Source organism: Methylocella sp. CPCC 101449 (assembly GCF_031921685.1).
In the GTDB taxonomy this organism is placed as follows: Bacteria; Pseudomonadota; Alphaproteobacteria; order Rhizobiales; family Beijerinckiaceae; genus Terripilifer.
Genome location: NZ_JAPDHU010000001.1, coordinates 1,954,083 through 1,979,756, shown reverse-complemented (window position 1 = coordinate 1,979,756; position 25,674 = coordinate 1,954,083). Strand labels below are relative to the sequence as shown.

The 25,674-nt window shown below is 62.7% G+C and carries 26 protein-coding genes; 18 read left to right on the top strand and 8 right to left on the bottom strand.

Going from position 1 to position 25,674, the window contains the following annotated elements:
* The first annotated feature begins 35 nt into the window (after positions 1-35).
* From OIM99_RS09170 to OIM99_RS09100, 15 genes are all read left to right on the top strand, one after another.
* Positions 36-1,655 (top strand): choline dehydrogenase, encoded by a 1,620-nt coding sequence (locus OIM99_RS09170; protein ID WP_311850027.1) that lies wholly within the window; start codon positions 36-38, stop codon positions 1,653-1,655.
* Positions 1,656-1,864: 209 nt separating this feature from the next.
* Positions 1,865-2,878 carry a TRAP transporter substrate-binding protein gene (locus OIM99_RS09165; RefSeq protein ID WP_311850026.1) on the top strand — a complete coding sequence of 338 codons (1,014 nt, stop codon included), beginning with the start codon at positions 1,865-1,867 and terminating at the stop codon, positions 2,876-2,878.
* A gap of 76 nt (positions 2,879-2,954) precedes the next feature.
* Entirely contained in the window at positions 2,955-3,452 is a 498-nt protein-coding gene (locus tag OIM99_RS09160; RefSeq protein ID WP_311850382.1) for a TRAP transporter small permease, read from the top strand.
* Between the two features lie 4 nt (positions 3,453-3,456).
* A complete protein-coding gene (locus tag OIM99_RS09155) occupies positions 3,457-4,755 on the top strand; it encodes a TRAP transporter permease (protein WP_311850025.1) in 1,299 nt (432 codons plus the stop codon).
* A gap of 9 nt (positions 4,756-4,764) precedes the next feature.
* On the top strand, positions 4,765-5,223 hold the full coding sequence (locus tag OIM99_RS09150; RefSeq protein ID WP_311850023.1) for a DUF3237 domain-containing protein: 459 nt from the start codon (positions 4,765-4,767) through the stop codon (positions 5,221-5,223).
* 69 nt (positions 5,224-5,292) lie between these two features.
* Positions 5,293-5,682 (top strand): VOC family protein, encoded by a 390-nt coding sequence (locus tag OIM99_RS09145; RefSeq protein WP_311850022.1) that lies wholly within the window; start codon positions 5,293-5,295, stop codon positions 5,680-5,682.
* A 151-nt stretch (positions 5,683-5,833) separates the two neighbouring features.
* The gene (locus OIM99_RS09140; RefSeq protein ID WP_311850021.1) at positions 5,834-7,006 is read left to right on the top strand and encodes a phosphoserine transaminase; all 1,173 of its coding nucleotides are present in this window, start codon (positions 5,834-5,836) and stop codon (positions 7,004-7,006) included.
* A gap of 91 nt (positions 7,007-7,097) precedes the next feature.
* Complete coding sequence (serA, locus tag OIM99_RS09135; protein WP_311850020.1) at positions 7,098-8,684, top strand: phosphoglycerate dehydrogenase; 1,587 nt, start codon at positions 7,098-7,100, stop codon at positions 8,682-8,684.
* A 128-nt stretch (positions 8,685-8,812) separates the two neighbouring features.
* Entirely contained in the window at positions 8,813-9,430 is a 618-nt protein-coding gene (ruvA, locus tag OIM99_RS09130; protein WP_311850019.1) for a Holliday junction branch migration protein RuvA, read from the top strand.
* A 28-nt stretch (positions 9,431-9,458) separates the two neighbouring features.
* Positions 9,459-10,502 carry a Holliday junction branch migration DNA helicase RuvB gene (ruvB, locus tag OIM99_RS09125; protein WP_311850381.1) on the top strand — a complete coding sequence of 348 codons (1,044 nt, stop codon included), beginning with the start codon at positions 9,459-9,461 and terminating at the stop codon, positions 10,500-10,502.
* Positions 10,503-10,538: 36 nt separating this feature from the next.
* Positions 10,539-11,468, top strand: a complete 930-nt coding sequence (locus OIM99_RS09120) for a metallophosphoesterase (RefSeq protein ID WP_311850018.1) — start codon at positions 10,539-10,541, stop codon at positions 11,466-11,468.
* Entirely contained in the window at positions 11,465-11,872 is a 408-nt protein-coding gene (gene ybgC / locus OIM99_RS09115) for a tol-pal system-associated acyl-CoA thioesterase (protein ID WP_311850017.1), read from the top strand. Before OIM99_RS09120 ends, ybgC begins: the two co-directional genes overlap by 4 nt.
* A gap of 167 nt (positions 11,873-12,039) precedes the next feature.
* Entirely contained in the window at positions 12,040-13,779 is a 1,740-nt protein-coding gene (locus tag OIM99_RS09110; RefSeq protein ID WP_311850016.1) for a mucoidy inhibitor MuiA family protein, read from the top strand.
* A gap of 105 nt (positions 13,780-13,884) precedes the next feature.
* Positions 13,885-15,000, top strand: a complete 1,116-nt coding sequence (gene cfa, locus OIM99_RS09105; RefSeq protein ID WP_311850015.1) for a cyclopropane fatty acyl phospholipid synthase — start codon at positions 13,885-13,887, stop codon at positions 14,998-15,000.
* Positions 15,001-15,021: 21 nt separating this feature from the next.
* Entirely contained in the window at positions 15,022-16,245 is a 1,224-nt protein-coding gene (locus tag OIM99_RS09100) for a threonine ammonia-lyase (protein ID WP_311850014.1), read from the top strand.
* Between the two features lie 191 nt (positions 16,246-16,436).
* Here the strand turns inward: OIM99_RS09100 and OIM99_RS09095 are convergent, their stop codons facing one another.
* Positions 16,437-17,429: a tripartite tricarboxylate transporter substrate binding protein gene (locus tag OIM99_RS09095; RefSeq protein ID WP_311850013.1), complete on the bottom strand. Its 993-nt coding sequence runs from the start codon at positions 17,427-17,429 to the stop codon at positions 16,437-16,439.
* A 145-nt stretch (positions 17,430-17,574) separates the two neighbouring features.
* Between OIM99_RS09095 and OIM99_RS09090 the strand changes: the two genes are divergently transcribed.
* Entirely contained in the window at positions 17,575-18,483 is a 909-nt protein-coding gene (locus tag OIM99_RS09090) for a DMT family transporter (protein WP_311850012.1), read from the top strand.
* 11 nt (positions 18,484-18,494) lie between these two features.
* The gene (locus OIM99_RS09085; RefSeq protein WP_311850011.1) at positions 18,495-19,430 is read left to right on the top strand and encodes a DMT family transporter; all 936 of its coding nucleotides are present in this window, start codon (positions 18,495-18,497) and stop codon (positions 19,428-19,430) included.
* A gap of 207 nt (positions 19,431-19,637) precedes the next feature.
* Here OIM99_RS09085 and OIM99_RS09080 read toward each other — a convergent pair whose 3' ends face one another.
* Positions 19,638-20,888 (bottom strand): aspartate kinase, encoded by a 1,251-nt coding sequence (locus OIM99_RS09080; RefSeq protein WP_311850010.1) that lies wholly within the window; start codon positions 20,886-20,888, stop codon positions 19,638-19,640.
* A 247-nt stretch (positions 20,889-21,135) separates the two neighbouring features.
* Here OIM99_RS09080 and ubiG point away from each other — a divergent pair, with 247 nt between their 5' ends.
* A complete protein-coding gene (ubiG, locus tag OIM99_RS09075; protein WP_311850009.1) occupies positions 21,136-21,915 on the top strand; it encodes a bifunctional 2-polyprenyl-6-hydroxyphenol methylase/3-demethylubiquinol 3-O-methyltransferase UbiG in 780 nt (259 codons plus the stop codon).
* Between the two features lie 16 nt (positions 21,916-21,931).
* Here the strand turns inward: ubiG and OIM99_RS09070 are convergent, their stop codons facing one another.
* From OIM99_RS09070 to OIM99_RS09045, 6 genes are all read right to left on the bottom strand, one after another.
* A complete protein-coding gene (locus tag OIM99_RS09070; RefSeq protein ID WP_311850008.1) occupies positions 21,932-22,954 on the bottom strand; it encodes a metallophosphoesterase in 1,023 nt (340 codons plus the stop codon).
* A gap of 78 nt (positions 22,955-23,032) precedes the next feature.
* The gene (locus OIM99_RS09065; RefSeq protein WP_311850007.1) at positions 23,033-23,368 is read right to left on the bottom strand and encodes an SMR family transporter; all 336 of its coding nucleotides are present in this window, start codon (positions 23,366-23,368) and stop codon (positions 23,033-23,035) included.
* A gap of 106 nt (positions 23,369-23,474) precedes the next feature.
* Positions 23,475-24,035: a GNAT family N-acetyltransferase gene (locus OIM99_RS09060; RefSeq protein ID WP_311850006.1), complete on the bottom strand. Its 561-nt coding sequence runs from the start codon at positions 24,033-24,035 to the stop codon at positions 23,475-23,477.
* Positions 24,036-24,090: 55 nt separating this feature from the next.
* Positions 24,091-24,585, bottom strand: coding sequence for a DUF1178 family protein (locus OIM99_RS09055; RefSeq protein ID WP_311850005.1), 495 nt, complete (start codon positions 24,583-24,585; stop codon positions 24,091-24,093).
* A gap of 12 nt (positions 24,586-24,597) precedes the next feature.
* Positions 24,598-24,855: a glutaredoxin 3 gene (gene grxC, locus OIM99_RS09050; protein ID WP_311850004.1), complete on the bottom strand. Its 258-nt coding sequence runs from the start codon at positions 24,853-24,855 to the stop codon at positions 24,598-24,600.
* Between the two features lie 32 nt (positions 24,856-24,887).
* Positions 24,888-25,631: a ComF family protein gene (locus OIM99_RS09045; RefSeq protein ID WP_311850380.1), complete on the bottom strand. Its 744-nt coding sequence runs from the start codon at positions 25,629-25,631 to the stop codon at positions 24,888-24,890.
* Positions 25,632-25,674 lie beyond the last annotated feature (43 nt).

The window sequence follows — 25,674 nt, the reverse complement described above, 5'->3', positions numbered from 1 at the left end:
CGCGCATGCAGGTCAGAACCATTGCGGGAGGGGAGATGACCAAGGGATACGACTATATCGTCGTGGGCGGCGGTTCGGCCGGCTGCGTCCTGGCCAATCGTCTGTCGGCCGATCCGGCAGCGCAGGTTCTCTTGATCGAAGCAGGCAGCCGCGATTGGAACCCGCTCATTCACGTGCCGCTGATGACCGCCTATTTCATGCAGTCGCGTTTTCACAACTGGGCCTATCAGACCGAACCGGAGCCAGGCCTCGGCGGACGCCGCATCGCCTGGCCGCGCGGCCGCGTGCTCGGCGGCTCGTCTTCGATCAACGGCATGGTCTACACCCGTGGCAATCGCGGCGATTACGATCATTGGGCACAGCTTGGTCTACGCGACTGGTCCTATGAGCGCGTGCTGCCTTTCTTCAAACGGTCGGAAAATTTCGCCGACGGTGCCAATGACTATCACGGTAGCGGCGGCGAATTGCCGGTGACGCGATCGCAGATCCCCTATGTCCTCTACGACGCTTTCGTCGAAGCCGGCGTGCAAGCTGGCTTCAAGCGCAATCCCGATTTCAACGGCGAACAGCAGGAAGGCTTCGGCCGCTATCACTTCACCATCCGCGACGGCAAGCGCATGAGCACGGCGCGCTCCTTCATCACGCCGATCCTCGCGCGCCCCAATCTCACCGTGCTGACCCATGCGCATATCCTGCGCGTCATCGTCGCCAAAGGTCGCGCCACCGGCATCGAGGTGAAGGTCGGCCGCCAGATCTACACAATCGGCGCAGCACGCGAGATCGTTTTGTCGTGTGGCGCCATCACCTCGCCGACCGTGCTGATGCAGTCGGGCATCGGCGCCGCCGATGAGCTGCGCCAACACGGCATCAAGGCCGTAGTAGATCTGCCCGCCGTCGGCAAAAATTTGCAGGATCACCTCACCGTGCGCGTGTCGCATGCCTGCGAGGAGCCGGACTCCCTCTACGATCTGCGTCGCATCGATCGCGCCGGCTTCGCCGTGCTGCGCAATATCCTTACCGGCAAGGGGCCGGCCTCGGCGTGGCCGCTCGAAGGCGGCGCCTTTTTGAAATCGCGGCCTGATGTTTCCGAGCCCGATCTGCAGGTGCATTTCTTCCCCGGCATTCCGGTGACGACGGGTCCGCGCATTCCCTTCCGCAAGCCAGCACCCGGCGCGCATGACGGCTATGGCTTCACCGGCACGATCTGCCAACTGCGCCCCGAAAGCCGTGGCGACATCGCGCTGCGCAGCGCCGATCCGTTCGCGCCGCCGGTCATCCGCGCCAATTACCTCGCCACCGCCGCCGATCGCGAGACGATGCGCGCTGGCGTCAAGATCCTGCGCGACGTGTTGGCGCAAAGAGCCTTCGCCAAGATGAACAGCCGCGAAATCGCGCCGGGTCCCGCGATCAAGAGCGACGCGGAGATCGATGCTTTCGTCGTCGCCAATGCCGGCACCGTCTATCATCCGGTCGGCACCTGCCGCATGGGGATCGATGCGGCCTCGGTGGTCGACGAGCAATTGCGCGTGCGCGGTGTCGAGGGCCTGCGCGTCTCCGACGCCTCGATCATGCCGACCCTGGTCAGCGCCAACACCAATGCGCCGACCATCATGATCGCCGAGAAGACGGCGGACTATATGTTGAAAACCGCCTGATCACTTCAATCGATGATGCATCAGGCGGGTCGCACCTATGTAAGGTGTGACACGACGAAAGACGTATTCTCCAAATTGCAAAGCCACGTGTGAGACGGTGATTGACCCCGCCTCATGCCTGGCTAGACTTGCTCCCACGGCGCCAGGCCATGCAATGGCCATTCGGTTGGAGGGGTTTGACCGGATCGGGCGCGCATGAGGAGGGATGAATGAGACGCATTGCGCTCGCATTGGCGGTGGCAGGCTGCGCCATCGCGCCGGCTATGGCTCAGGACAAACAAGTCAATTTGAAAGTGTCGTTGTGGGTGCCGACCGCGCATCCGCTCTATCCGTCGACCAAGGCCTGGACGGAATCGATGGAGAAAGCCTCCAACGGCACAATCAAGGCCACGCTCTTTCCGGCCGAACAGCTCGGCAAGGCCTTCGACCATTACGACATGGCGCGTGATGGTATCGCCGACGTGACCTACATCAATCCTGGTTACCAGCCCGGCCGCTTCCCGGTCATCGCCGTTGGCCAGATTCCGTTCACCTTCGCCAACGCCGGCAAGGGCACGGCGGCGCTCGACCAATGGTATCGCAAATATGCGCCGGCCGAGATGAAGGACACGAAGTTCTGCTTTGCCTTCATGCACGATCCAGGTTCCTTGCACAGCCGCAAGAAGGTGACGGTGCCCGGCGACATCAAGGGCATGAAGATCCGCCCGTCGCATAGCACCACCGCCGAACTGGTGACCATGCTCGGCGGCACCAATGTGCAGGCTTCCGCACCGGAAGCGCGCGACATGCTTGAGCGCGGCGTTGCCGACGGCATCTTCTTCCCGTGGGGATCGATGTTCCTCTTCGGCGTCGAGAAGCACATCAAATACTCGATCGACGCGCCGCTCTACACCACCATGTTCACCTACAACATCAACCGTCGCACCTATGACAATATGTCGGCGGCGCAAAAGAAGGTGATCGACGATCATTGCACCACCGAATGGGCGGTGAAATTCGCCGAAGCCTGGGGCAAGTTCGAACATGACGGCATCGCCAAGATGAAGGCCTTGCCCGATCACGAAGTCTATAAGCTCACCGACGCCCAGCTCGCCGAATGGCGCAAGACCGTCGAACCGCTGACCCAGAAATGGGCCGACGGCGTGAAAAAAGCCGGCGTCGATCCGGATGTGGCGATGAAGGAGCTGAAAGACTCCATCGCCCGCAACAACGCCGGTCTCTGAACCAGCCTTCTGAACGGCGGCCGACAACGGCCGCCGTTTTCACGACTTTTGGCGAGGTACGCCTGTGCGTAAATTCATGGATGGGTTCATCGACACGATTGAATGGATCGCGGCCATTTTCGTCGCCTGTGTCGTCACTCTGATTTTTGTCGGCGTCCTGCTGCGCTATTTCTTCGCCACCTCGATCCCCGATGGCTACGACCTCGGCCGCATGCTGCTCGGCATCCTGATCTTCTGGGGCATCGCCGCCACCAGCTATCGCGGCACCCATATCACGGTCGATCTCGTCTGGAGCGCCGCCAACAAAAACTGGAAGCGCTATATCGATATTTTCGCCACACTCGTCCTGCTCTTCGTCGTCACCGTGCAGACCTACACTTTGTTCGACAAAGTGGTCGACACCTATCGCTCCAATGTCCTGACCTTCGATCTCAATCTGCCAACATGGCCGTTTTTCGCGCTTGCTTGGATCGGCGATGTCAGTGCCGTGCTGCTGATCGCCATCCGCACCTATCGGCTGATCTTCCATCCCGATGAAATCCACGATGAAACCGAACTGAAAGTGGCGGACTGATCGCATGAGCACCGACGCCGTCGCCGTCATCGGCTTTGTCTCCCTTTTCATCCTCATGTTGCTGCGCGTGCCCGTCGGCATGGCCATGGGCCTCGTCGGCGTCGCCGGCTTCGGCTATCTCACCAATTACGAGACGGCCCTGAAACTCATCGGCCAGACGTCGATGCGCACGGTGACCGACTATTCCTTCGGCATCATTCCGATGTTCCTGCTGATGGGATCCTTCGTCTCCCATGCCGGCATCAGCCGCGAGCTGTTCCGCGCCGCCAATGCCTTCGTCGGCCATTGGCGCGGCGGCCTCGGCGTCGCCACCATCGCCGCCTGCGGCGGCTTCTCGGCCATCTGCGGCTCGTCGGTCGCCACCGCGGCCACCTTCTCGGCCGTCGCCTATCCGGAAATGCGCCGGCACAATTATCCCAAGAGCTTCGCCGCCGGCGTCATCGCTGCGGGCGGCACGCTCGGCATCATGATCCCGCCGTCCACGGTGCTCGCGGTCTATGGCATCATCACCCAGCAGGACATCGGCAAACTGTTCATCGCCGGCATCCTTCCCGGCATTTTCGAAGTCTTCGTCTTGATCGCCACCGTCGTGCTGATCGGCTATCTCAAGCCGGGTTTTCTCCCCGTCGTGCGACAGACCGACTGGAAGGAGAAAATGGCGGCGCTGCGCGATGTCTGGGCGCCCTTGCTGTTGTTCATCTTCGTCATCGGCGGCCTCTATGGCGGTCTGTTCACGGCGACGGAAGCCGGCGGCATGGGCGCTGGCGGCGCCTTCATCATCGGCTTCCTACGCGGCCGTTTGGGCCGGGCCGAGATCAAGAAATCGCTGCTCGAGGCGACGCGCACCTCCGCCGCCGTCTTCACCATCCTGATCGGCGCCTTGCTGTTCGGCTATTTCCTCACCATCACCCAGACGCCGCAGAAGGTCACCGAATTCCTCACCAGCCTGGGCCTCGGCAGCTACGGCGTGCTGGTGTTGATCCTCCTGATGTATCTCGTACTCGGCTGCCTGATGGACGCCATGGCGATGATCATCCTCACCGTACCGATCGTCTTCCCGGTGATCATCCAGCTCGGCTTCGATCCGATCTGGTTCGGCGTCATCATCGTCATGACGGTGGAGATCGGCCTCATCCATCCTCCCGTCGGCATGAACGTCTTCGTCATCAAGAGCATGGTGCCGGAACTCGATTTCACCACCATCTTCAAGGGCGTCCTGCCCTTCCTGCTCGCCTTAATCTTCACGCTGATCGTCATCGTCGCCTTCCCGCAGATGGCGACCTTCCTGCCGTCGCGCATGTGAGCAAGAGTAATGACGATCGACATCAGCCTCGAACATGTCTGCGACATCAGTGTCGACGTCGCCAAGCCGCTTGAGATCGGCGACACCGGCCTCGGCGAACGACGCATTATCGACATCACGGGTGGGCGCATCACGGGCCCCCGCCTCAACGGCCGCGTGCGGCCCGGCGCCGACTTCCAGATCATCCGGCCGAATGGCCTCACCGTGCTGCACGCCCGCTATGTCATCGAGGCCGAGGACGGCGCGCTCATCTATATTGAGAACGATGGGCTACGCTTCGGCCCGAAAGCCGCGCTCGACAAGATCAAGCGCGGCGAGCCGGTCGATCCGGCGCTGATTTACTTTCGCTCGGTGCCGCGCTTCGAGACGGCAAGCCCCGCCCACGCCTGGCTGATGCACTCGATCTTCGTCTGCTCGGGCGTGCGCACGCCCAAGACGGTGGAATTGAGTGTGTATCGGGTGGCGTGAGACGATCTTCGAAGTCGACGGCGCCCGATCGGCCGCTTACGGTTCGTCCCACAACCTCCGGAGCCTGCCATGCTCGACCACATCGGCTTCACCGTCAGCGATTTCGCCGCTGCAAAAACCTTCTACGCCAAGGCCCTGGCGCCACTCGGCCTCGCGCTGCTGATGGAAGTGACGAAAGAGCAGACCGGCGCCGACGAACACGCCGGTTTCGGCCGCGAGAACAAGCCCTTCTTCTGGATCGGCACGGGCAACAAGGCCAAGGGCGGCGTCCATGTCGCTTTCAGCGCCGGAACACGTCAGCAGGTTGACGCCTTTTATGCCGCAGCGCTGGCAGCGGGCGGCCGCGACAATGGCCGGCCGGACCTGCGCCCCCACTATCACCCTCATTATTATGGCGCTTTCGTCCTCGACGCGGACGGCAACAACATTGAAGCTGTCTGCCACGCCCCGCACGGCTGATGCTTTGCATCCGCCAAGGGGGAACTGTGATCCGCCAAAGCCAATAAGAAAATCGCTCCCGTCTTGACGCCGTCACGATCGAGGCGTACCTCCCGCGGCGGGACACCTCCCCCCAACGGGAGGCGCCCATCTGTAAGGATGGAGATCAAAGATGAGCATAAGCATCCCCGGCCGTAAGCCGGCGAACCCCAATTTTTCCTCCGGCCCGTGCGCCAAGCGCCCCGGATGGGCTCTCGAAAATCTGATCGACGCGCCGCTCGGCCGTTCGCACCGCGCCAAGGTCGGTAAGACCAAGCTTAAGCTTGCGATCGATCTCACCCGTGAAATTCTGCAGGTTCCGGCCGATTATCGCATCGGCATCGTGCCCGCCTCCGACACCGGCGCCGTCGAAATGGCCCTGTGGTCGCTGCTCGGCGCCCGTGGCGTCGACATGCTGGCCTGGGAAAGCTTCGGCGAAGGCTGGGTGACCGACGTCGTCAAGCAGTTGAAGCTCAAGGATGCCCGCATCCTGAAAGCCCCCTATGGCGAACTGCCCGACCTGAAGACCGTCAATTTCGACAATGACGTGGTCTTCACCTGGAACGGCACCACTTCCGGCGTGCGCGTCCCCAATGCCGATTGGATTCCGGCCGACCGCAAGGGCCTGACCATCTGCGACGCCACCTCGGCCTGTTTCGCCCAGCGCCTGGATTATTCGAAGCTCGATGTCGTCACCTTCTCCTGGCAGAAGGTGCTCGGCGGCGAAGCCGCGCACGGCATGATCATCCTGTCGCCGCGCGCCGTCGAACGGCTGACGACCTATGCGCCGGCCTGGCCGCTGCCGAAGATCTTCCGCATGACCAATGGCGGCAAGCTGATCGAAGGCATTTTCGTCGGCGACACCATCAACACGCCGTCCATGCTCTGCGTCGAGGACTATATCGACGCGCTGCAATGGTCGAAGCTGCTCGGCGGTCTCGACGCTCTGGTCGGCCGCGCCGATTCGAACGTGAAGGTGCTGGCCGATTGGGTGGCCAAGACGCCGTGGGTGGATTTCCTCGCCAAGTCGGCGGACATCCGCTCCAACACCAGCGTCTGCCTCAAGGTCGTCGATCCGGCGGTGACCGCTCTCGCCCCTGAGGCGCAGGCGGCGTTCGTCAAGGAAATGGTCGCCCTCATCGAGAAGGAAAAGGCGGCTTACGACATCGACGGCTACCGCGATGCGCCTCCGGGCCTGCGCGTGTGGTGTGGCGCGACAGTCGAATCCGCCGACGTGGCGGTGCTCACCGAATGGCTCGACTGGGCCTTCGCCCAGGCGCACGCCAAGGTCGCCAACCCGGTTTGATTCCGTTCCGGATGGGCAGGCCCATCCGGATACCTTTCGCGCCGGCCGCAAAGCGGCCGCGCATTTCCCCCTTCATCGTGAGGACTTCACCATGGCTCCACGCGTCCTGATTTCCGATGCGCTTTCCCCCGCCGCCGTCCAGATCTTCAAGGATCAGGGCGTCGAGACCGATTTCCAGCCGAACCTCGGCAAGGACAAAGACAAGCTGGCCGAGATCATCGGCAACTACGATGGCCTCGCCATCCGCTCCAACACCAAGGTCACCGCCAAACTGCTGGAAAAGGCGACCCGCCTGAAGGTGATCGGCCGCGCCGGCATCGGCGTCGACAATGTCGACATTCCCGCCGCCACCGCCAAGGGCATCATCGTGATGAACACGCCCTTCGGCAATTCGATCACCACGGCCGAACATGCCATCGCCATGATGTTCGCCATCGCCCGCGAAATTCCCGCCGCCGACGCCTCGACCCAGGCCGGCAAGTGGGAAAAGAACCGCTTCATGGGCGTTGAAATCACCGCCAAGACGCTCGGCATCATCGGCTGCGGCAACATCGGCTCGATCGTCGCCACGCGCGCCAATGGCCTGCAGATGCGCGTCATCGCATTCGATCCGTTCCTGACGCCTGAACGCGCCAAGGAACTGGGCGTCGAGAAGGTCGAACTCGACGACCTGCTCGCCCGCGCCGACTTCATCACCCTGCACACGCCGCTGACGCCGCAGACCAAGGGCATCATCTCGGCTGAAAACCTCGCCAAGACCAAGAAGGGCGTGCGCATCATCAACTGCGCCCGTGGCGAACTCATCGACGAGAACGCCGTGCGCGCGGCGCTCGAATCCGGCCAGATCGCGGGCGGCGCCTTCGACGTGTTCGCGGAAGAGCCGGCGACCAAGAACGTGCTGTTCGGCCTGCCCAACGTCGTCTGCACGCCGCATCTCGGCGCCTCGACCACGGAAGCGCAGGAAAACGTCGCGCTGCAGGTGGCCGAACAGATGTCCGACTATCTGATGCGCGGCGCCATCACCAATGCGCTGAACTTCCCGTCGATCACCGCCGCCGAAGCGCCGAAGCTGACGCCCTTCGTGGCGCTCGCCGAAAAGCTCGGCTCCTTCGCCGGCCAGCTCACCGACAGTGAAGTGCGCAAGATCACCATCACCTACGAAGGCAATGTCGCCGAACTGAAGACCAAGGCGCTCACCGCCGCCGCCATCGCCGGCTTCCTGCGGCCGATGCTGTCGGACGTGAACGTCGTCTCGGCGCCGATCGTCGCCAAGGAGCGCGGCATCGTCATCGACGAAGTGACCCGCGCCGCCGAAGGCGATTACGAATCGCTGATCACCTTCTCAGTGACCACCGACAAGCAGGAACGCGCCGTCGCCGGCACCGTCTTCCAGGACGGCAAGCCGCGCATCCTGTCGATCAAGGGGATCAAGGTCGACGCCGAATTCGCACCGACGATGATCTACATCACCAACGAGGATAAGCCGGGCTTCATCGGCCGCTTCGCCGGCGAACTGGGCGACGCCAAGGTCAATATCGCGACCTTCGCGCTCGGCCGCGACAAGCCGGGCGGGTCGGCCATCGCTTTGGTCGAGGTGGACGGCGACGTGCCGCCGGCGACCCTCGACAAGATCCAGGCCCTGCCGGGCGTGAAGCAGGCCAAGACCATCCGGTTCTGATCTGCAGGGCATATCCAAGGCTTTCAGGCCCCGGCTCTTAGCAGAGCCGGGGCCTTTTGATTTGGAGACGAGGCGTTTTTCGCCCCAAAACCCTATAGGCTAAGGCCCGAACGAATCGGGCAACGGGCATGATCGGCAAGCTCAAGGGTCTCATCGACAGTTACGGCGAGGATTTCGTCATCCTCGACGTCAATGGCGTCGGCTATGTGGTGCAGTGTTCGAGCCGGACCCTGCAAAACTTGCCCCGGGTCGGCGAGGCGGCCGCGCTCGCCATCGAAACCCAGGTGCGCGAGGACGCGATCCGCCTGTTTGGCTTCACCTCCGACGGCGAGCGCGACTGGTTTCGCCTCCTGCAAACCGTCCAGGGCGTCGGCGCCAAGGTGGCACTCGCCATCCTCGGCATTCTAAGCCCCGGCGAACTGGCGACCGCGCTCGGCACCCAGGACAAAGCCATGGTCGCCCGCGCCCCCGGCGTCGGCCCGAAACTCGCCGCCCGCATCGTCGCCGAATTGAAGGACAAAGCCCCGGTCTTCGGCCATGTCGACCCGGCGGTGGCCAGGCTCTCAGGCACCGACGAGGCAGCGAACACGCCCAAACCGATCCAGGATGCCATTTCCGCTCTCGTCAATCTCGGCTATGGCCGCCCCCAGGCGGCCGTCGCTGTCGCCGCCAGCGTCAAGGCCTTGGGCGAAGGGGCTGAAACCAGCGCCCTGATCCGCCGGGGCTTGAAGGAACTGGCGCAGTAACGCTCTATTGTTTTGAAGGAACAGCACGCTGACCACCCCGCCCCGCCGCCTCATCTCGCCGGAAAAGCGCGACGACGACACGGATGCCTCGATCCGGCCCCTGTCGCTTGACGACTTCACCGGCCAGGAAGCGGCCCGCAAGAATCTGCGCGTTTTCATCGAAGCGGCCAAGGCGCGCGGCGAAGCGCTCGACCATGTGCTGTTCGTGGGCCCCCCCGGCCTCGGCAAGACGACACTCGCGCAGATCGTTGCCCGCGAACTCGGCGTCAACTTCCGCTCGACCTCCGGCCCGGTGATCGCCAAGGCCGGCGACCTCGCCGCGCAGCTCACCAATCTCGAAGAACGCGACGTGCTGTTTATCGACGAGATTCATCGGCTCAATCCGGCGGTCGAGGAAATTCTTTATCCGGCGATGGAGGATTTTCAGCTCGATCTCATCATCGGCGAGGGGCCGGCGGCGCGTTCGGTCAAAATCGACCTGTCGAAATTCACCCTTGTCGGCGCCACCACCCGCGCCGGCCTATTAACCACGCCGCTGCGCGATCGCTTCGGCATTCCGGTGCGGCTCAATTTCTACACGGTGCCGGAGCTTGAAAGCATCGTGCGGCGCGGCGCCCGCGTACTCGGCATGAATATGAGCGAGGACGGCGCCAATGAGATTGCGCGACGCGCGCGGGGCACGCCACGCATCGCCGGGCGCCTGCTGCGCCGGGTGCGCGACTTCGCCATCGTCGACAATGAAGCCGTGGTTAACCGTGCCGTCGCCGACCGGGCTCTCAGCCTGCTCGATGTCGATGCCATTGGCCTCGACCAGATGGACCGGCGCTATCTGACGCTCATTGCCGAAAATTTCGGCGGCGGGCCGGTGGGGGTCGAAACAATAGCGGCCGCCTTGTCGGAGCCGCGCGATGCCATCGAAGACATTATCGAGCCCTATTTGCTGCAGCAGGGCTTCCTGCAACGCACGCCGCGCGGCCGCCTGCTCACCGCTAATGCCTTCAAACATTTGGGACTTGCCGAGCCGAAGCGGGAGGTGCCGCAATTTGGCCTGTTTGACGATGAAGAAGACTGAACCGCTTTTCCACCCTGCCGCCGGCTTCGGAGCTTGATGGTCACTCGCCGCGCCTTTCTTCGTCTCCTGTCCGGCCTCGTCGCGGCCGGTGCCGCGACATCCGCTTACGGCATCGTCATCGAACCGCTGTATCGGCTGCAGGTGACGCGCTATGCGCTGAAGCCGAGGAATTGGCCGGCCGATCTCAATCTGCGTCTCGCCATCATCGCCGACATCCATGCCTGCTCGCCCTGGATGACCGGCGAACGCATCGCCAGCATCGTCGCGCGCACCAATGCGATGAATGCCGATATGATCCTGCTGCTTGGCGACTATATCGCCGGCCACAAATACCAGATGGCGATTCCGACACAGGAATGGGCGCAGGCCCTGCAAGCTTTGTCGGCGCCCTTAGGCGTGCATGCGGTGCTCGGCAATCATGACTGGTGGCAGGACCGGCAGGCGATGCGCCGCGGCAAGGGACCGACGATCGCCGGCAAAGGTCTCGAAGATGTCGGCATCAAGATCTTCGAAAACGAAGTCGCTCGCTTCGAGAAAGACGGCAAGCCGTTCTGGCTCGCCGGCCTCGGCGATCAAATCGCCTTCGTGCCGCAGCGCGGCTGGCGCGATCCCCATCACGGCATCGACAATCTGCCTGCCACTTTGGCTCAAGTCACCGACGACGCACCGATCATCCTGATGGCGCATGAACCGGATATATTCCCAGACGTGCCGGACCGCGTATCCCTGACACTCTCGGGTCATACTCACGGCGGCCAGGTGCGCATCTTCGGTTATGCGCCGGTCGTCCCGTCGCATTATGGCCGGCGCTTCGTCTACGGTCACGTCAACGAAGGCGGCCGCGACCTCATCATTTCCGGCGGCCTGGGCTGTTCGGTCTTTCCCGTGCGCATCGGCGCGCCGCCTGAAATCGTCGTCGTCGATCTCGGTCAGCCCAAGCAACCTCTCACCGCGTCGAAAGCATGAGCGAACGTTCGCCCCATCTTCTCCCGGTGCGCGTCTATTATGAAGACACCGATTTTTCCGGTGCCGTCTATCACGCCAACTATCTGCGGTTCATGGAGCGCGGCCGCACCGAATATCTGCGCCAGGCCGGCATTCATCAGCATGAAGTCTTTGCCGGCCAGCATGGCGAAGCCTTCGGCTTCGTCGTCCATCGCATGAACATCGAATTCCGCCGGCCGGCACGCATGGACGACCTTTTGACGATCGAGACGACGGCGCGCGAAATCCGTGGCGCCGCGATCGATCTCTTCCAGCAGGTGCTGCGCGGCGGCGAAGTGCTCGCCACCGCCGATGTCCGCGTCGCCTGCGTGATCAACGGCCGTGCGGCACGCCTGCCAGCCTGGGTGCGTGAACGCCTCGCGTAGCGTGCGTTGACGCACAGCACGGCGCGAACGGGCTTATCCTTCGCACTGCAATGCGATGACCGCCCAATCACGTCGTTTTACCGCCGTGAATTCAACGTAATTCTTGGCAGAAATCCCACCGCCGCCGGGGCCGGCCGCTCACCTTCACGCCCCATTGGGAGACGTCCATGCCGTCGCGACCGCAGATCATCGCCCTCGCCTCTGCCCCCACGCCCTTTCGCAAAAGCACCATTCTCTCAATTGTTTCATTACCCGCTTTGCTCGCCGCCGCACCGGCCTTCGCGGCTTCTTTTGACGCAACATCTAAGATCGACGCCGTCACTGTTTATCCCGACGCCGCCAGCATCATTCGCCACGCCAGCATCGAACTGCCGGCCGGCACGCACACCCTGGTGTTTCGCGGCCTGCCGATGAATCTCGATCCCGCATCGCTGCGCATCGAGGGTGAATCCGATGGCAAGTTGTCGATCGGCTCGGTCGAATCGCGGGTCGCCCCCGCCGACAATGCGCAGGCCGATTCGGCCATCGCCGAGCAATTGCGCAAGCTGCGTAATGATCGCGACATCAAACAGACGATGATCGATACGCTCGGCGCCAAGCGCGACATGATCAGCCGCTATGCGCAGGCCTCGCCGGAGAAACTGGGCGGCGACAGCGCGCCGTTGGAAATCGACAAATGGAATGCCGCCTGGGATGCGGTCGGCAGCGCCATGGGCAAGATCAACGAGGAATTGCGCGTTGCGCGCAACGATCTGCGCGACCTCGACGACAAGATCAAGGCGGTCGAAAATTCGACGCGCGCCCCTGACGCCCGCACCCGGCCGCTGCGTGAAGTCACCGTCGAACTCGAAGCCGGCAGCGCGTTGAAAGGCAAGATGATCCTCAGCTATCGCGTCAACGGCGCAAGCTGGCGCCCGCTCTATGACGCCCAGCTCACCACCGATGCGAAGGGCGGCAAAGCGAGCCTCGATCTCGTACGCCGCGCGCTGATCTCGCAACGCACCGGCGAGGATTGGAAGGGCGTTACCCTCTCGGTCTCGACCGCGCGGGTCAACCGCGGCACGCGCGCGCCCGACATGCAGACCCAGCGCCTCGCTTTTTGGGAGCCGCCGGTGATCATGTCGCGCCCCGCACCGGCGCCACGAGCCAATGCGCCACTCCAGGCCGAGGCTTTGCAGCAGTCGACGGACGAGTCGCGCCTCAGAAAAAAGGCCGAGGAAGTGGAGTCCAATCTCGATACGGGCGCTTTTGAAGCGGCCTTCCGCGTGCCGGGACGTATCGATATTCAAGGCGACGGCAGCCAGCGTTCGCTGCGCATCGCCAGCAAGTCCGTCGCCGCCGACGTGCTGATCCGCACGACCCCGGCGCTCGACCAAAGCGCCTATCTCGATGTCAGTTTCGTCAACGAGGACGAAGCGCCGCTGCTGCCCGGCGAAGTGGCCTTGCAACGCGATGGCGCCTTCGTCGGACGCGGCCAGTTCGGTTTGATCGCTCAAGGGGAAACGACACGCCTCGGCTTCGGCATCGACGACCGGGTCAAGGTCTCGCGCGTGCCCGTGCGCCGGCGCGAGAACGAACCGACCTGGCTCGGTTCGACCAAGGTGGAGACCCTAGAATTCCGCACCGTGGTGAAGAACCTGCATGACTTCCCCATCAAGGTCAGCGTCATCGACCAGATCCCGATTTCGGAGAATTCGGCCATCGTCATCGACCAACTGCCAGCGACCACACCGCCCACCGACAAGATCGTCGAGGACCGGCGCGGCGTGATGGGCTGGACCTTCGATCTGGCGCCCGCCGCCAGTAAGGAGATCAAACTGGCCTATCGCATGAAATGGCCAGCCGACCGCGCCGTGGCCTTCGACACCGTGCCCAACACGCCGGACCCATCCAAATCCATGCGTTAATCGCATTCCACATAGGAACAGCGATGAAAGCCGGGGCCTTGCAGGCCCCGGCTTTTTGTCCGTAGATTTCCGCCGGTTTCATTGTGGGGATGAGGACACTGCTGAATGAGTGCCGAGACCACCGTCAAGAATCTGCTCGCGATCGCCGGCATCGACGTCAATGGCAACAAACCCTGGGACATCAAGGTTAAGGACGACCGGCTCTATGCCCGGGCCGTCGCGCAAGGATCGCTCGGTTTCGGCGAATCCTACATGGACGGCTGGTGGGACTGCGAAAAGCTCGACCAACTGTTCGATCGCCTCGTCGGCTCCCGCCTGTCCGAGAAGATCCCCTTTAATTTCAAAACGGCCTGGCTGGTTCTGATCTCCAAGATCCAGAACCGGCAGAACATGAAACGCGCCTTCATCGCCGCCGACGTGCACTACGATCTGCCGGTCGACATTTTCGAGGCGACCTTCGACCGGCGCCTCACCGGCAGTTGCGGCTATTGGAAAGACGCCAAGGACCTCGACGCCTGCCAGGACGCCAAACTCGATCTGATCTGCCGCAAGATCGGCCTCAAACCAGGCCAACGCGTCTTCGACATCGGCTGCGGCTGGGGCGCTTTCATGGGCTTCGCAGCAGAAAAATATGGCGCGCAGTGCGAAGGCGTCACCGTATCGAAGGAGCAGGTGGCCTATGCGATGAACCGCTATGCCAATCTGCCCGTCAAATCGACCCTAATGGATTATCGCAATGCGACGGGCGGCCCTTACGACCATCTCGTCTCGATGGGCATGTTCGAACATGTCGGCTCGAAAAACTATCGCACCTATTTCGAGACCGCGCGCCGCCTGATCAAGGAAGACGGCCTGTTCTGCCTGCACACGATCTGGGGCAACGAACCAGAGCCCGCGATCGATCCGTGGATCGACAAATACATCTTCCCCAACGGGGTGCTGCCGACCGTCGGCCAGGTGACGAGCGCCGTACACCAACTCTTCGTCGTCGAGGACGTGCACAATTTCGGCCCCTATTACGACTTGACCTTGATGGCCTGGAACGAGAAGTTCCAGAGCAACCGCGCCGAGATGGCACGCAAGCATGGCGAACGTTTCTGCCGCATGTGGGAATATTACCTGCTCTGCTGCGCCGGCGGCTTCCGCTCGCGCGAGATCAGCGTCGGCCAGTTCGTGCTGTCGCCCCGCGGCGTGCGTGAGGGTTACACGGCGGTGCGCTGATACGCGCTAAGGGCCTCATGGATGAATGACGTTCCAAGCTTAGACGACATACGTGCCGCAGAGGCGCGTATTCGGCCGGCTCTGCCGCCGACCCCGTTTTTGCATTCGCGCACTTTGTCCGAAATTCTCGGTTGCGAACTGTGGCTGAAGTTCGAGAATCTCAACTTCACCGCATCGTTCAAGGAACGCGGCGCCTTGAACAAACTCCTGCAATTGACGCCGCAGGAACGCACACGCGGCGCCGTCGCCGTCTCAGCCGGCAATCATGCCCTGGGGCTTGCCTATCATGCGCGCCGCATCGGCGTGAAAGCGGTGATCGTCATGCCCGAGACGACACCGGCCGTGAAAGTGATGGGCGTGCGCGACTGCGGCGCCGAAGTGATCCTTGCCGGCAAGACCTTCGCCGATGCGGCCGAGCGTCTGCCCGATTTGATCGCCGAGCGCGGTCTTGTGCTGGTTCATCCTTTCGATGATGCCGCCGTCATCGCCGGTCAGGGGACGGTCGGCCTGGAGATGTTGGCTCAGGCGCCGCCCCTCGATCTCCTCGTCATCCCCGTCGGCGGCGGCGGCCTCATCGGCGGCATCGCCACCGCCGCGAAAGCCCTGCAACCCGGTATCAAGGTCATCGGTGTTCAGACCGAACTCTATTCCGGCATGGCGCAGGTGCTCGATGCGGCGCGGACCGCCAGCGCCGGCGGCCCGTCCTTGGCCGAGGGCATCGCGGTGAAGGAACCTGGCCTGCTGACGCGCGAGATCGTCCGCCGCCATGTCGACGACATGCTCGTCGTGCCGGAGCCGAAGATCGAGGACGCGGTGGTCATGCTGCTCGAAGTGGAAAAGACCTTGACGGAAGGCGCCGGTGCCGCCGGTGTCGCCGCGATCAGCGCCTATCCGGATCGCTTCAAGGGCAAGAAGGTCGGCACGGTGCTATGCGGCGGCAACATCGACCTGCAATTGCTGTCGATCATCCTGCACCGCTCGCTCGTGCGGCGCGGCCGCCTCGTCCGCCTCACCGTGACGACCTTGGATGCGGCCGGGCAACTCGCCGACATCGCCGCGATCATCGCCCGCCACGGCGGCAATATCGTCGAAGTCTGGCACGACCGCACGTTCGGCTCGCCGCTGGCCAAGACCACGGCGATCGACATTGAGTTCGAACTGCAAAGCCCGCAGGCGCGCCAGTTGATCGAAGCCGATCTGCGCGCCCACGGCATGGGCGTGGTCTGGCGGCACAACCCGGCGTGAGCCGTGGACATAGCGCCGAAGTCTTTGTGTCATTCCCGACGCGCGAAGCGCGAGCGGGAATCCAGAGCCAATGCTTCGGTCTTTCCGACAGCGTTCAACAACTCGCATGCGAGTTGAAAGATTCTACCACACGCCCCTGGATGCCCGCTCACGCCTTCGGCGTGTCGGGCATGACACCGAGAGACAGGCCCCTACTGCTTCTCGATCTTCGCCAGCGCGATATATTTGCCCCAGGCCTCGAGTTCAGAAGCGATGAGCTGGCGCAGATCGTCGGGGCCGCCGGCCCAGGTCTCGGTGGCGAGCTTGCCCATGAACTCCTTCGTGTCCTGGCTGTTGGTGATCTCAGCGAACCAGCCCGACAGTTTGTCGACGATGGGCTTGGGCGTGCCAGCCGGCACCACCGCGCCCCACCATGGCGTCAGATTGAACGACGGGAAACCCGACTCGGCCAAAGTCGGTACTTTGGGCAGCGCCGAGGAGCGTTCCGTCGACGTCACGCCAATGGGTTTCACGCGCCCGGCCTGCGCCATGCCCGCCACCCAGGTGGCATCATAGGCAGCGAAGTCGAATTCGTCGGCCAACAGCCCCCGCATCGCGTCAGCCACCGCGTTGTAATTGATCCGCTCGATCTGCAATCCGGCCATCTGCGCATAGAGTTCGGCGGTGATGACGGCCGTATTGGTGCTGGCGCCATAGCGCGCCTTCGGCCCCTTCGACTTCAGCAAAGCGGTCAGATCGGCGATGTTATTGATCGGCGAATCCGGCTTGACGATCATGACGAAGGGCACGCGGGCGAGGCGCGCCACCGGCTCGAAACTCTTGATCGGATCGAAGGCCACGTCCTTGAACAGATGCGGTGCCGAAGCCAGGGTGGCATTGCCCGGCGTGATCAGGATCGTATAGCCGTCCGGCTTGGAGGTGGCAGCGATCTGCGTCGCGATATTGCCGGCCGCGCCGGGCTTGTTGTCGACCACCACCGGCTGGCCCAACAATTTCGACAGACGATCACTGTAAAAGCGTACGACGATATCGGCGCCGGAGCCCGGCCCGAAATTACACAGGGAGCGAATGGCGCGGTTGGGATAGTCCTGTTGCGCCATGGCTGGCCAAGTGGTGGACGAAGCGGCTGATCCCAATAAGGCCAAGCCCGCACCTTGGCCGAAATGCCGACGCGTGATGTCCATTCTTCCCTCCCGTTTTGGCGTTCTCGTCGCTCCGTCCACCGTCTCAGCGGGGCAGACGTGCGCTAAACGCAGTTTGGTTTGCAGCTAAACTGTGCCAAGAACCTCGCCTAGGTTCAAGAACGCCGACGAGGAAACCCGCCCTCCCATGTCGAAAGGTCTGCTCGCCGGCTGTTGGTCCAATCCCTGGCTGTTGATGGTGCTCACCACCCTGGCGTGGGCAAGCAATGTCATCCTTTCACGCCTGGCGGTCGGCGAACTCTCACCCATGTTCTTCGCCGGCATGCGTTGGCCGATCGCCGCCGCTCTGGTGCTGCCGTTCGTCTGGCGTCCCTTCACCAGTGCTTTGCCGATTATGCGGCAGCGCTGGCTGTATCTGCTGCTGATGGGCGGCCTGGGCTTTACGGTCTTTAGCGCGCTCTTCTATGTGGCGGGCGCTTATACCACGGGCGTCAATTTCTCCATCCTGCTGGCGACCAACCCGGTCCTCACCGTCACCATCGCCTGGATCGCCTATCGCGCGCGCATGCCGCTCATCTTCCTGCTCGGCCTGGCGATGACCCTGCTCGGCGCGCTCCTCATCGCCACCCACGGCAATCTCGCCAGCCTCAAGGACTTGCAGTTCAATCGCGGCGACCTGATCGTGCTGTCCGCCTGTTTCATCTATGCCTCGTTCACGGTGGCCTTGCGCGCACGCCCGCCCATGCACCCGCTGGCCTTTTTCATCGCGCTCTGCATCTCCGGCACTTTGGTCGGCCTCGTCTTGCTCTATGCCGAATGGCATCTCGGTCATTTCTTCTGGCCGACCACGAAAGGCTGGATGATCTTTATCTATTCCATCGCCTTTCCCACCATTCTGTCGCAGGTTTTCTATATTCGCAGCGTCGAATTGATAGGACCGCAGCGCACCGGCCTGTTCTACAATCTCGTTCCGGTCTTCGGCGCGCTGATGTCGGTGGTCGTGCTCGGTGAGCCCTTCGTCGCCTATCATGGTGCGGCTCTGGTGCTGGTGCTCGGCGGCATCGCCATCGCCGAAACCTTCCGCGCCAAAACCTGAAAGCCACCACCGTGCTGCCGACGCGCCCCTTCACCAAAGCCGGTCAGTCCGCCTGGATCCTGCTGCTGCTCACCATGCTGTTCTGGGGCGGCGGCGTGCCGGTGTCGCGGCTGGCGGTGGGCGAAGTGTCGCCGATGACCATCGTCTGCGCCCGCTGGGCCATCGCGCTCACCCTGCTGTGGATCTTCGCGCCGGAAAAGGTCTGGGCCGAGGTCTATTCGCTGCGTTCGCGCTGGCGCTTTCTCATGCTGATGGGCCTGGCGATGACGGCCTCCAACTCGCTCGTCTTCATCGGCGCGAAATATACGACCGGCATCAATCTGGCGATCCTGCAAGGCATCACCCCGGCGCTGGTCATCGCCGGCGCCTTTCTGGCCTATCGCGCCCGTGTCTCTCTCATCCAAGGCACCGGCGTGCTGATCACCATTCTTGGCGTGATCCTGGTGGCGACGAAGGGCGAGCCGCTGACCCTTCTCGAATTGCAATTCAATCGCGGCGACATCTATCAGTTGCTGTCGGCGGCGATCTATGCGGCTTACGTGGTCGCCCTGCGCAACCGACCGGCAGTCTCGGCGCTGGCCGTCTTCACCGTCATCGCCGTCGTGTCCTTCATCATCTCGATTCCGCTGATGACGATCGAAGTGTTGACCGGCAATTCCTATCCGATGACCTGGACCGGTCTCGCGGCCCTGCTCTACATCGCCATCTTCGTCTCGATGGGCGGTCATATCTTCTTCATGCGCGCCGCCGAAATGCTCGGGCCAAGCCGCGCCGCCATGTTCCACAATCTGACGCCGGTGATCGGCGCCACCTTGTCGGTGCTGGTGCTGGGCGAGGCGCTGCGGCCCTATCACATGCTGGCGATGGTGATGGTCATCGCCGGCATTTACATCGCCGAATCCTCGGCGATCCGCGCCAACCGCAGGAAGGCTGCGGCTGGGGAATGAGCGACCGCTCTGACGCCACCCTTTGTCGAACCCACAGCCTCCGTGTCATCCCGGACGCGCCAACGGCGCGATCCGGGAGCCAGGGGCAAACGCTTCAATCGTTCGATGGGAACACTGGCGTCGCGAAGACGAAACTTTCTACCACACGCCCCTGGTTCCCGGATCACGCTTCGCGTGTCCGGGATGACACCAAGTGACTAGCAAGTCCTAAGCTTGATCGAGGCCGTAGAGCGAGTGCAGGGTGCGCACCGCCAGTTCCGTATAATCCTTGTCGATCAGCACCGAGAACTTGATCTCGCTGGTGGTGATGGCGCGGATGTTGATGCCCTTCTCGGAGAGCGCCCGGAACGCCTTGGCGGCGACGCCGGCATGGGAGCGCATGCCGACACCGATGGCCGAAATCTTCACCACGTCGGTGGCGCCCTGAACGCTGGCGAAACCGATGGTGCTCTTGGCCTGTTCCAGCACCGTCTGCGCCCGCTCATAGTCGGCCGCCGGCACGGTGAACGTCATGTCTGTCGTCGAATCTTCCGAGACGACCTGGATGATCATGTCGACATTGATATTGGCATCGGCGAGCGGACCGAAGATCGCTGCGGCCACGCCGGGCTTGTCGGCGACGCGGCGCAGGGTGATCTGGGCCTCGTCCCGCGAGAAGGCGATGCCGGTGACAACCTGCTGTTCCACGATTTCCTCCTCGTCACAAATCAGCGTGCCCGGACGCGGCGCGGCCGGATCATCGAAAGACGAACGCACGAAGGTGCGCACGCCGTGCACCATGGCGATTTCAACCGAGCGCACCTGCAGGACCTTCGATCCCAGGGACGCCATTTCGAGCATTTCTTCGAACGACACCTTGTCGAGCTTGCGCGCCTTCGGCACGACGCGCGGGTCGGTGGTGTAGACGCCATCGACATCCGTATAGATGTCGCAGCGCTCCGCCTTGATCGCGGCGGCGATCGCCACCGCCGACGTGTCGGAACCGCCGCGCCCCAAAGTGGTGATGCGGCCGCTGTCCGGATTGACGCCCTGGAAGCCGGCGATGACGGCGACCTCGCCCTTGGCGAAGCCGGCATCGAGCGCCACTGACGAAACATTGGTAATGCGGGCCGAGGCATGGGCATCCGACGTTTCGATCGGGATCTGCCAGCCCTGCCAGGAGCGCGCCTTGATGCCCATTTTGCTGAGCGTCAGCGCCAGCAGGCCGGATGTCACCTGCTCGCCGGAAGCGACCACCGCGTCATATTCGGCCTGATCGTAGACCGGGTCGTTGGAGACCGATTCGGCCGCCTCGCGGCACCAGCCCACCAGTTCGTTGGTCTTGCCGGACATGGCCGAGACGACGACGGCCACCTGGTAGCCGGCCTCCACCTCACGCTGCACATGCTTTGCGACGTTGCGGATACGTTCGATATTAGCGACGGACGTGCCGCCGAATTTCATTACCAGACGGGCCATGATTGCCTGCATTAGCGTTTTGCAGTTTGACTTCGTCAAACGCACAAAGACGCGCCGAACTAAATATTCCAAAAGCAAATTGCGTTTCTGGCGAAACGCTATTTGCTCTGGGACGCGGGCGTTGAGCCCAGATGTCGCCCAGGATGCCGGCGCGCGGCAGATTGACCGCTCGCCCGGGTTTGAAAGGGCGCGTATATCTAACGCGCGGTCCGGACGTGTCAACGCCGGCCAGTTTTGAGGGAAAACCATGGTTTCCGGGCAAAAAGCCGGATCTTCAGGCGTGGCGCCCCGCGCCGCTTCCATCGATCAGCGTGAACTTGACCAATTCGAGCGTTTGGGCGCCGATTGGTGGCGGGCCGATGGCCCCATGGCCGCCCTGCACAAATTCAACCCGACCCGCATCCGCTGGCTGCGCGACCGCATGACCGAGCATTTCGGCAAGCCCGAGGGCGAGCCGATCCGCGTTCTGGCCAATATCCGCCTGCTCGACATTGGCTGCGGCGGCGGCCTGTTGAGCGAACCCCTCGCCCGGCTCGGCGCTCAGGTCACCGGCATCGATCCCGCCCCCGGCAATGTCGACATCGCCCGCCATCATGCCGAAAGCGGCGGCATCGCGATCGACTACCGCGCCGTCACCGCCGAGGACCTGGCGGCGAGCGGCGCCGAATTCGACGTGGTCTGCGCCATGGAAGTGATCGAACACGTGGTCGACCCAGCCGCCTTCATCGGCGTCGCCGCAAAACTGGTGCGCCCCGGCGGCCTGCTCTTCGCCGCCACCCTCAACCGCACCCTGAAAAGCTTCGCGCTCGCCATCGTCGGTGCCGAATATGTGCTGCGCTGGGTCGAACCCGGCACCCATCAATGGGAAAAGTTCATCAAGCCGGTGGAGCTGGAAGACTGGCTCTATGACGCCGGCCTCGACGTCACCGCCCGCACCGGCGTCGTCTACAATCCGCTGCGCGACACCTGGAGCGAAAGCCGCGACATGGACGTCAATTACATGCTGATGGCGGAACGCCCGGTCTGATCCAGCCCGCGCCCGTTCAATAGGCCAATGTTTGACCGCTCGTGCCATCGAGATCGAGCAATCCGTTCAACCGCAGATTGACGTAAAGCGGACCGCGTTCGGTCATCGTCACGTTGATGACGTGATCGATATTGCCGGGTCCGGGACGCTGGCGGATGCCGCCACAGGTCGCCATATTGATGTAATCGTGGCCATCGATGACTTCGTGACTGAAATAATGGGTGTGCCCCGCGATCACCGTATGGTTGCGCCCAGCCAGCATGCCCTGAATGCGGGCGAACTGCTTGTCCGCGCTCTTCCAGGCGGGCTTATGCAACACCACGAAAATCCATTGCGGATTGGGATGCTGCGCCAATGTGGCCTCGACCCACGCGACCTGCCGATCACTGATATTGACCTGGTTGCCCGAATCCTTGGCGGCGGCGATTTCCGGCAAAGCGATGAAGCCGTCCATGTCTTTCATCGCCTTTTCCGGATCCTTGTTCATCACATCGACCATCGCGAAATAGGGAGCGATCACGTTTTGCGGAATCCGGATGAAAGGATCTTCCGTGCTCAGCACCAGGAAGAGGGCCTTCTTATGAGTGAAGCTGAAGTAGGTCGGACCGCGACGATCGCGCCACGCCCGCGCCGTCGCCTCATTGTTCACATCATGGTTTCCACAGCAGCAGACGAAGGGACACCCCAGTTTCGCGATTGAACGTTCGGCCTCGTTCCATTGCTGGTCGATAACCGCCTGGTCCTCATGGTAGCCCTCGATCACGTCGCCGACCGACATGACGAAATCCGGCCTCAGCCAACTCACCTGAACCATGGCGCGATCAAAGACGCCCGGGCGCGCGAAGGCCGTATTGTCACCGATGATGGTAAAGCCGAGAGGACGGTTGCTCAGGTCCGGCTTCATCGTCCAAGGAAACGTGCCGTCGGTCAGTTGCCGCGCAACGTCATTGGAATCTGTTTCCGCCGCCTGAGCCGCCGAAGGCAAAACAACCGCGCTGGCGAACAATCCATTCAGAAATTCCGTTCGCGTGATTTTCACGGCTGTTCTCCATCGGCACGAATACCGTTGGAAATTAAGGGGCTTCTACAACAGCGATGTGAATGCGCCTGGAAGCGTCTAATGCAGCGCCGAGCGTGAAAAAATCTGCATGATCGAAATGCCGGCGATGATCAGCCCGAGGCCGACGACGGCGGGCATATCGAGCGGCTGGCGAAACAGCGCCCAGCCGATGCTGGCGACGAGAACGATGCCGGCGCCCGACCAGATGGCATAGGCAATGCCGACAGGAATGGATTTCAGGCTCAAGGCGAGGAAGATGAAGGCCACCGCATAGCCGCACGCCATGGCAACGACCGGCCACGGCCGCGTCAGCCCCTGCGAGGCCGCCAAGGACGTTGTCGCCATCACTTCGCTGACAATGGCGAGCGCCAGATAGACATAGCTGAAGCTCATCAGGCTCCGCCGCGATTCGATCCCTCAAATGAGGGGCTTACGGGCGTGCCATGTCGGCGCCATGACAGGAACGCGGCATTTTCGAGCGAAACGGGGCAATCTGAGGTCAGGCCGCGCCGGGCCGGTCGGTGGCGAGGCGTGCATAAAGCAGATCGTCACGCCAATCCTCGCCGACCCGCAAATTGTCACGCAGCAGGCCTTCACAACGGAATCCGAGCTTTTCGATCAATTTGCGCGATGCCGTGTTGTCGGGATGGATGAAGGCTTGCGCACGATGCAGGTTGAGTTCGCCAAAGCAGAAGTCGAGCATCGCCGTCACTGCTTCGGTGGCAAGGCCCTGCCGCTGATGCGCCGGATCGATGATGTAACCGATCGCCACGCGCTTACTGCGGATATGGCCATCGTGATAGTTGACCAGCCCCAGGGAACGATCGCTTGCTGCATCGGCCACCGCCCAAAACCGATAATAAGATGGCGTGCAGTCGATCAAGCGTTGCACGACGCGCTCGGTTTCAATGGCTTTGGTGTGGACCGGCGTGTTCCAGAAACGCATCGCCTCGGGATGGGCGAAACAGTCGTGCATCGCTTCCGTATCGTCGGCGCGAAACTGCCGCAACCGCAGCCGGGGGGTCGTGAGGATCGGATGCGGGATAGCCTGCTTTGGCATGGTCGCTCGCCTGTCGTGTGGCGAGCGCCATCAGATCAAAGGCTATGCGCGATCGTCAATTACGATCGTCGGGCAGGCTCGGCACCGGCAGAACCGGAATGCCTTCCTCCCACAATTCCTGCGCTTCGGCGAAGGTCGCCTCGCCACGGATCGCCTGCTGCGGAATCTCGCCGTCATGCATCTTGCGCGCCTCGGTCGAAAAGGCCTTGCCGACATCGACCGTATTCTCGGCGATCTTCTGATGCAGTTCGCGGATCGCTTCGCGCACCTGCCGCTGCTGCTCGTCGAGCAGGGTCATCGGCTGCGGCGCGGCGGGCGCCGGCACCGAAGCAGGCACTTGGGCCTGCGGCGCATGTTCGACGACGCTGTTGCGGGCACGGCGCTTCGAGGTCGAAACGGAAGGCGCCATCAGTGCCTTCGAGACCTTCAGCGAACCGCACTGCGGACACTCGACCAGCCCCCGTTTCACCTGCTTGTCGTAAGCATCGGAATTGGGGAACCAGCTCTCGAAGTCGTGCCCTTTATCGCAGACCAGCGCATACTTGATCATGATCGTGCCTGATCAGCCCGCCAGCAATGCGTCGAGCTTGCCGGCACGCTCCAGCGCGTGCAGATCGTCGCAGCCGCCGACATGAGTCGCGCCGATGAAAATCTGCGGCACAGTCCAGCTGCCGCCGGCGCGCTCGGCCATCTTTTCCTGGGCGGCGCTGTCGCCATCGACCGAGATTTCGTTGAACGCGGCATTCTTCGAACGCAGCAAGTGCTTTGCCGCGTGACAGTAACCACAGGTCGACTTCGTATAGATCGTAATCTCGGGCATTGGCGTACCTTTCACCCCCTATATATGGCGCTTCATCGGGTTGTCACAACCCTGGCGAAGACGAGCGCGTCGACACGCGCGGCCCCCGCCCGCAGGAGCACGCGCGCCGCCGCATTGGCCGTAGCGCCCGAGGTCATCACATCATCGACCAGAACGATGTTGCGCCCGGCAATTCTGGCTTTCGCCACGTCATCCACCCGAAAAACGCCCTGCACGTTCTCGGCGCGCTGCGCCCGTGTCAGCCCGACCTGCGGCCTGGTCGGCTTGATGCGCCGCAAAGCCAGTGGATCGGCCGCAACACCGCCGACCTCCCCCACCACCCGCGCCAGTTCCGCCGCCTGATTGAACCTCCGGCTGAACAGCCGGCGGCGATGCAACGGCACCGGCACCAGAAGATCGGCATCTTCAAGCAGATCGGCGCCGGATCGGGCCATCCAGCGGCCCATCGCCTCGGCCAATTCGACCCGATCGCCATATTTCAGCCGGTGGACGAGCTGGCGCGCCGGCCCCTCTTCGTAGCGCGCCACCACGCGGGCGCGGCCATAAACCGGCGGATTGGCCATTGCTTCCGGCGAGATCAGGCCTTGGCCCAGATCGTGGGTAAAAGGCGTGCCCAGGCGCTCGCAGAACGGCCGTTCGACGAAGGGCATCTTGATCCAGCATGTTGCGCACAATGCTGCGCTTTGCTGCGTTGCAGCAAGACAGACCATACAAGAGGGCGGATAAACAATATCAATGGCTTGCTGCGCAGCATGGCGAAAGAGGCCCTGCAGCAAAGCAAACGACCGCCAAGAGCGCTTCGGCTGCAGCAAAAGCGGC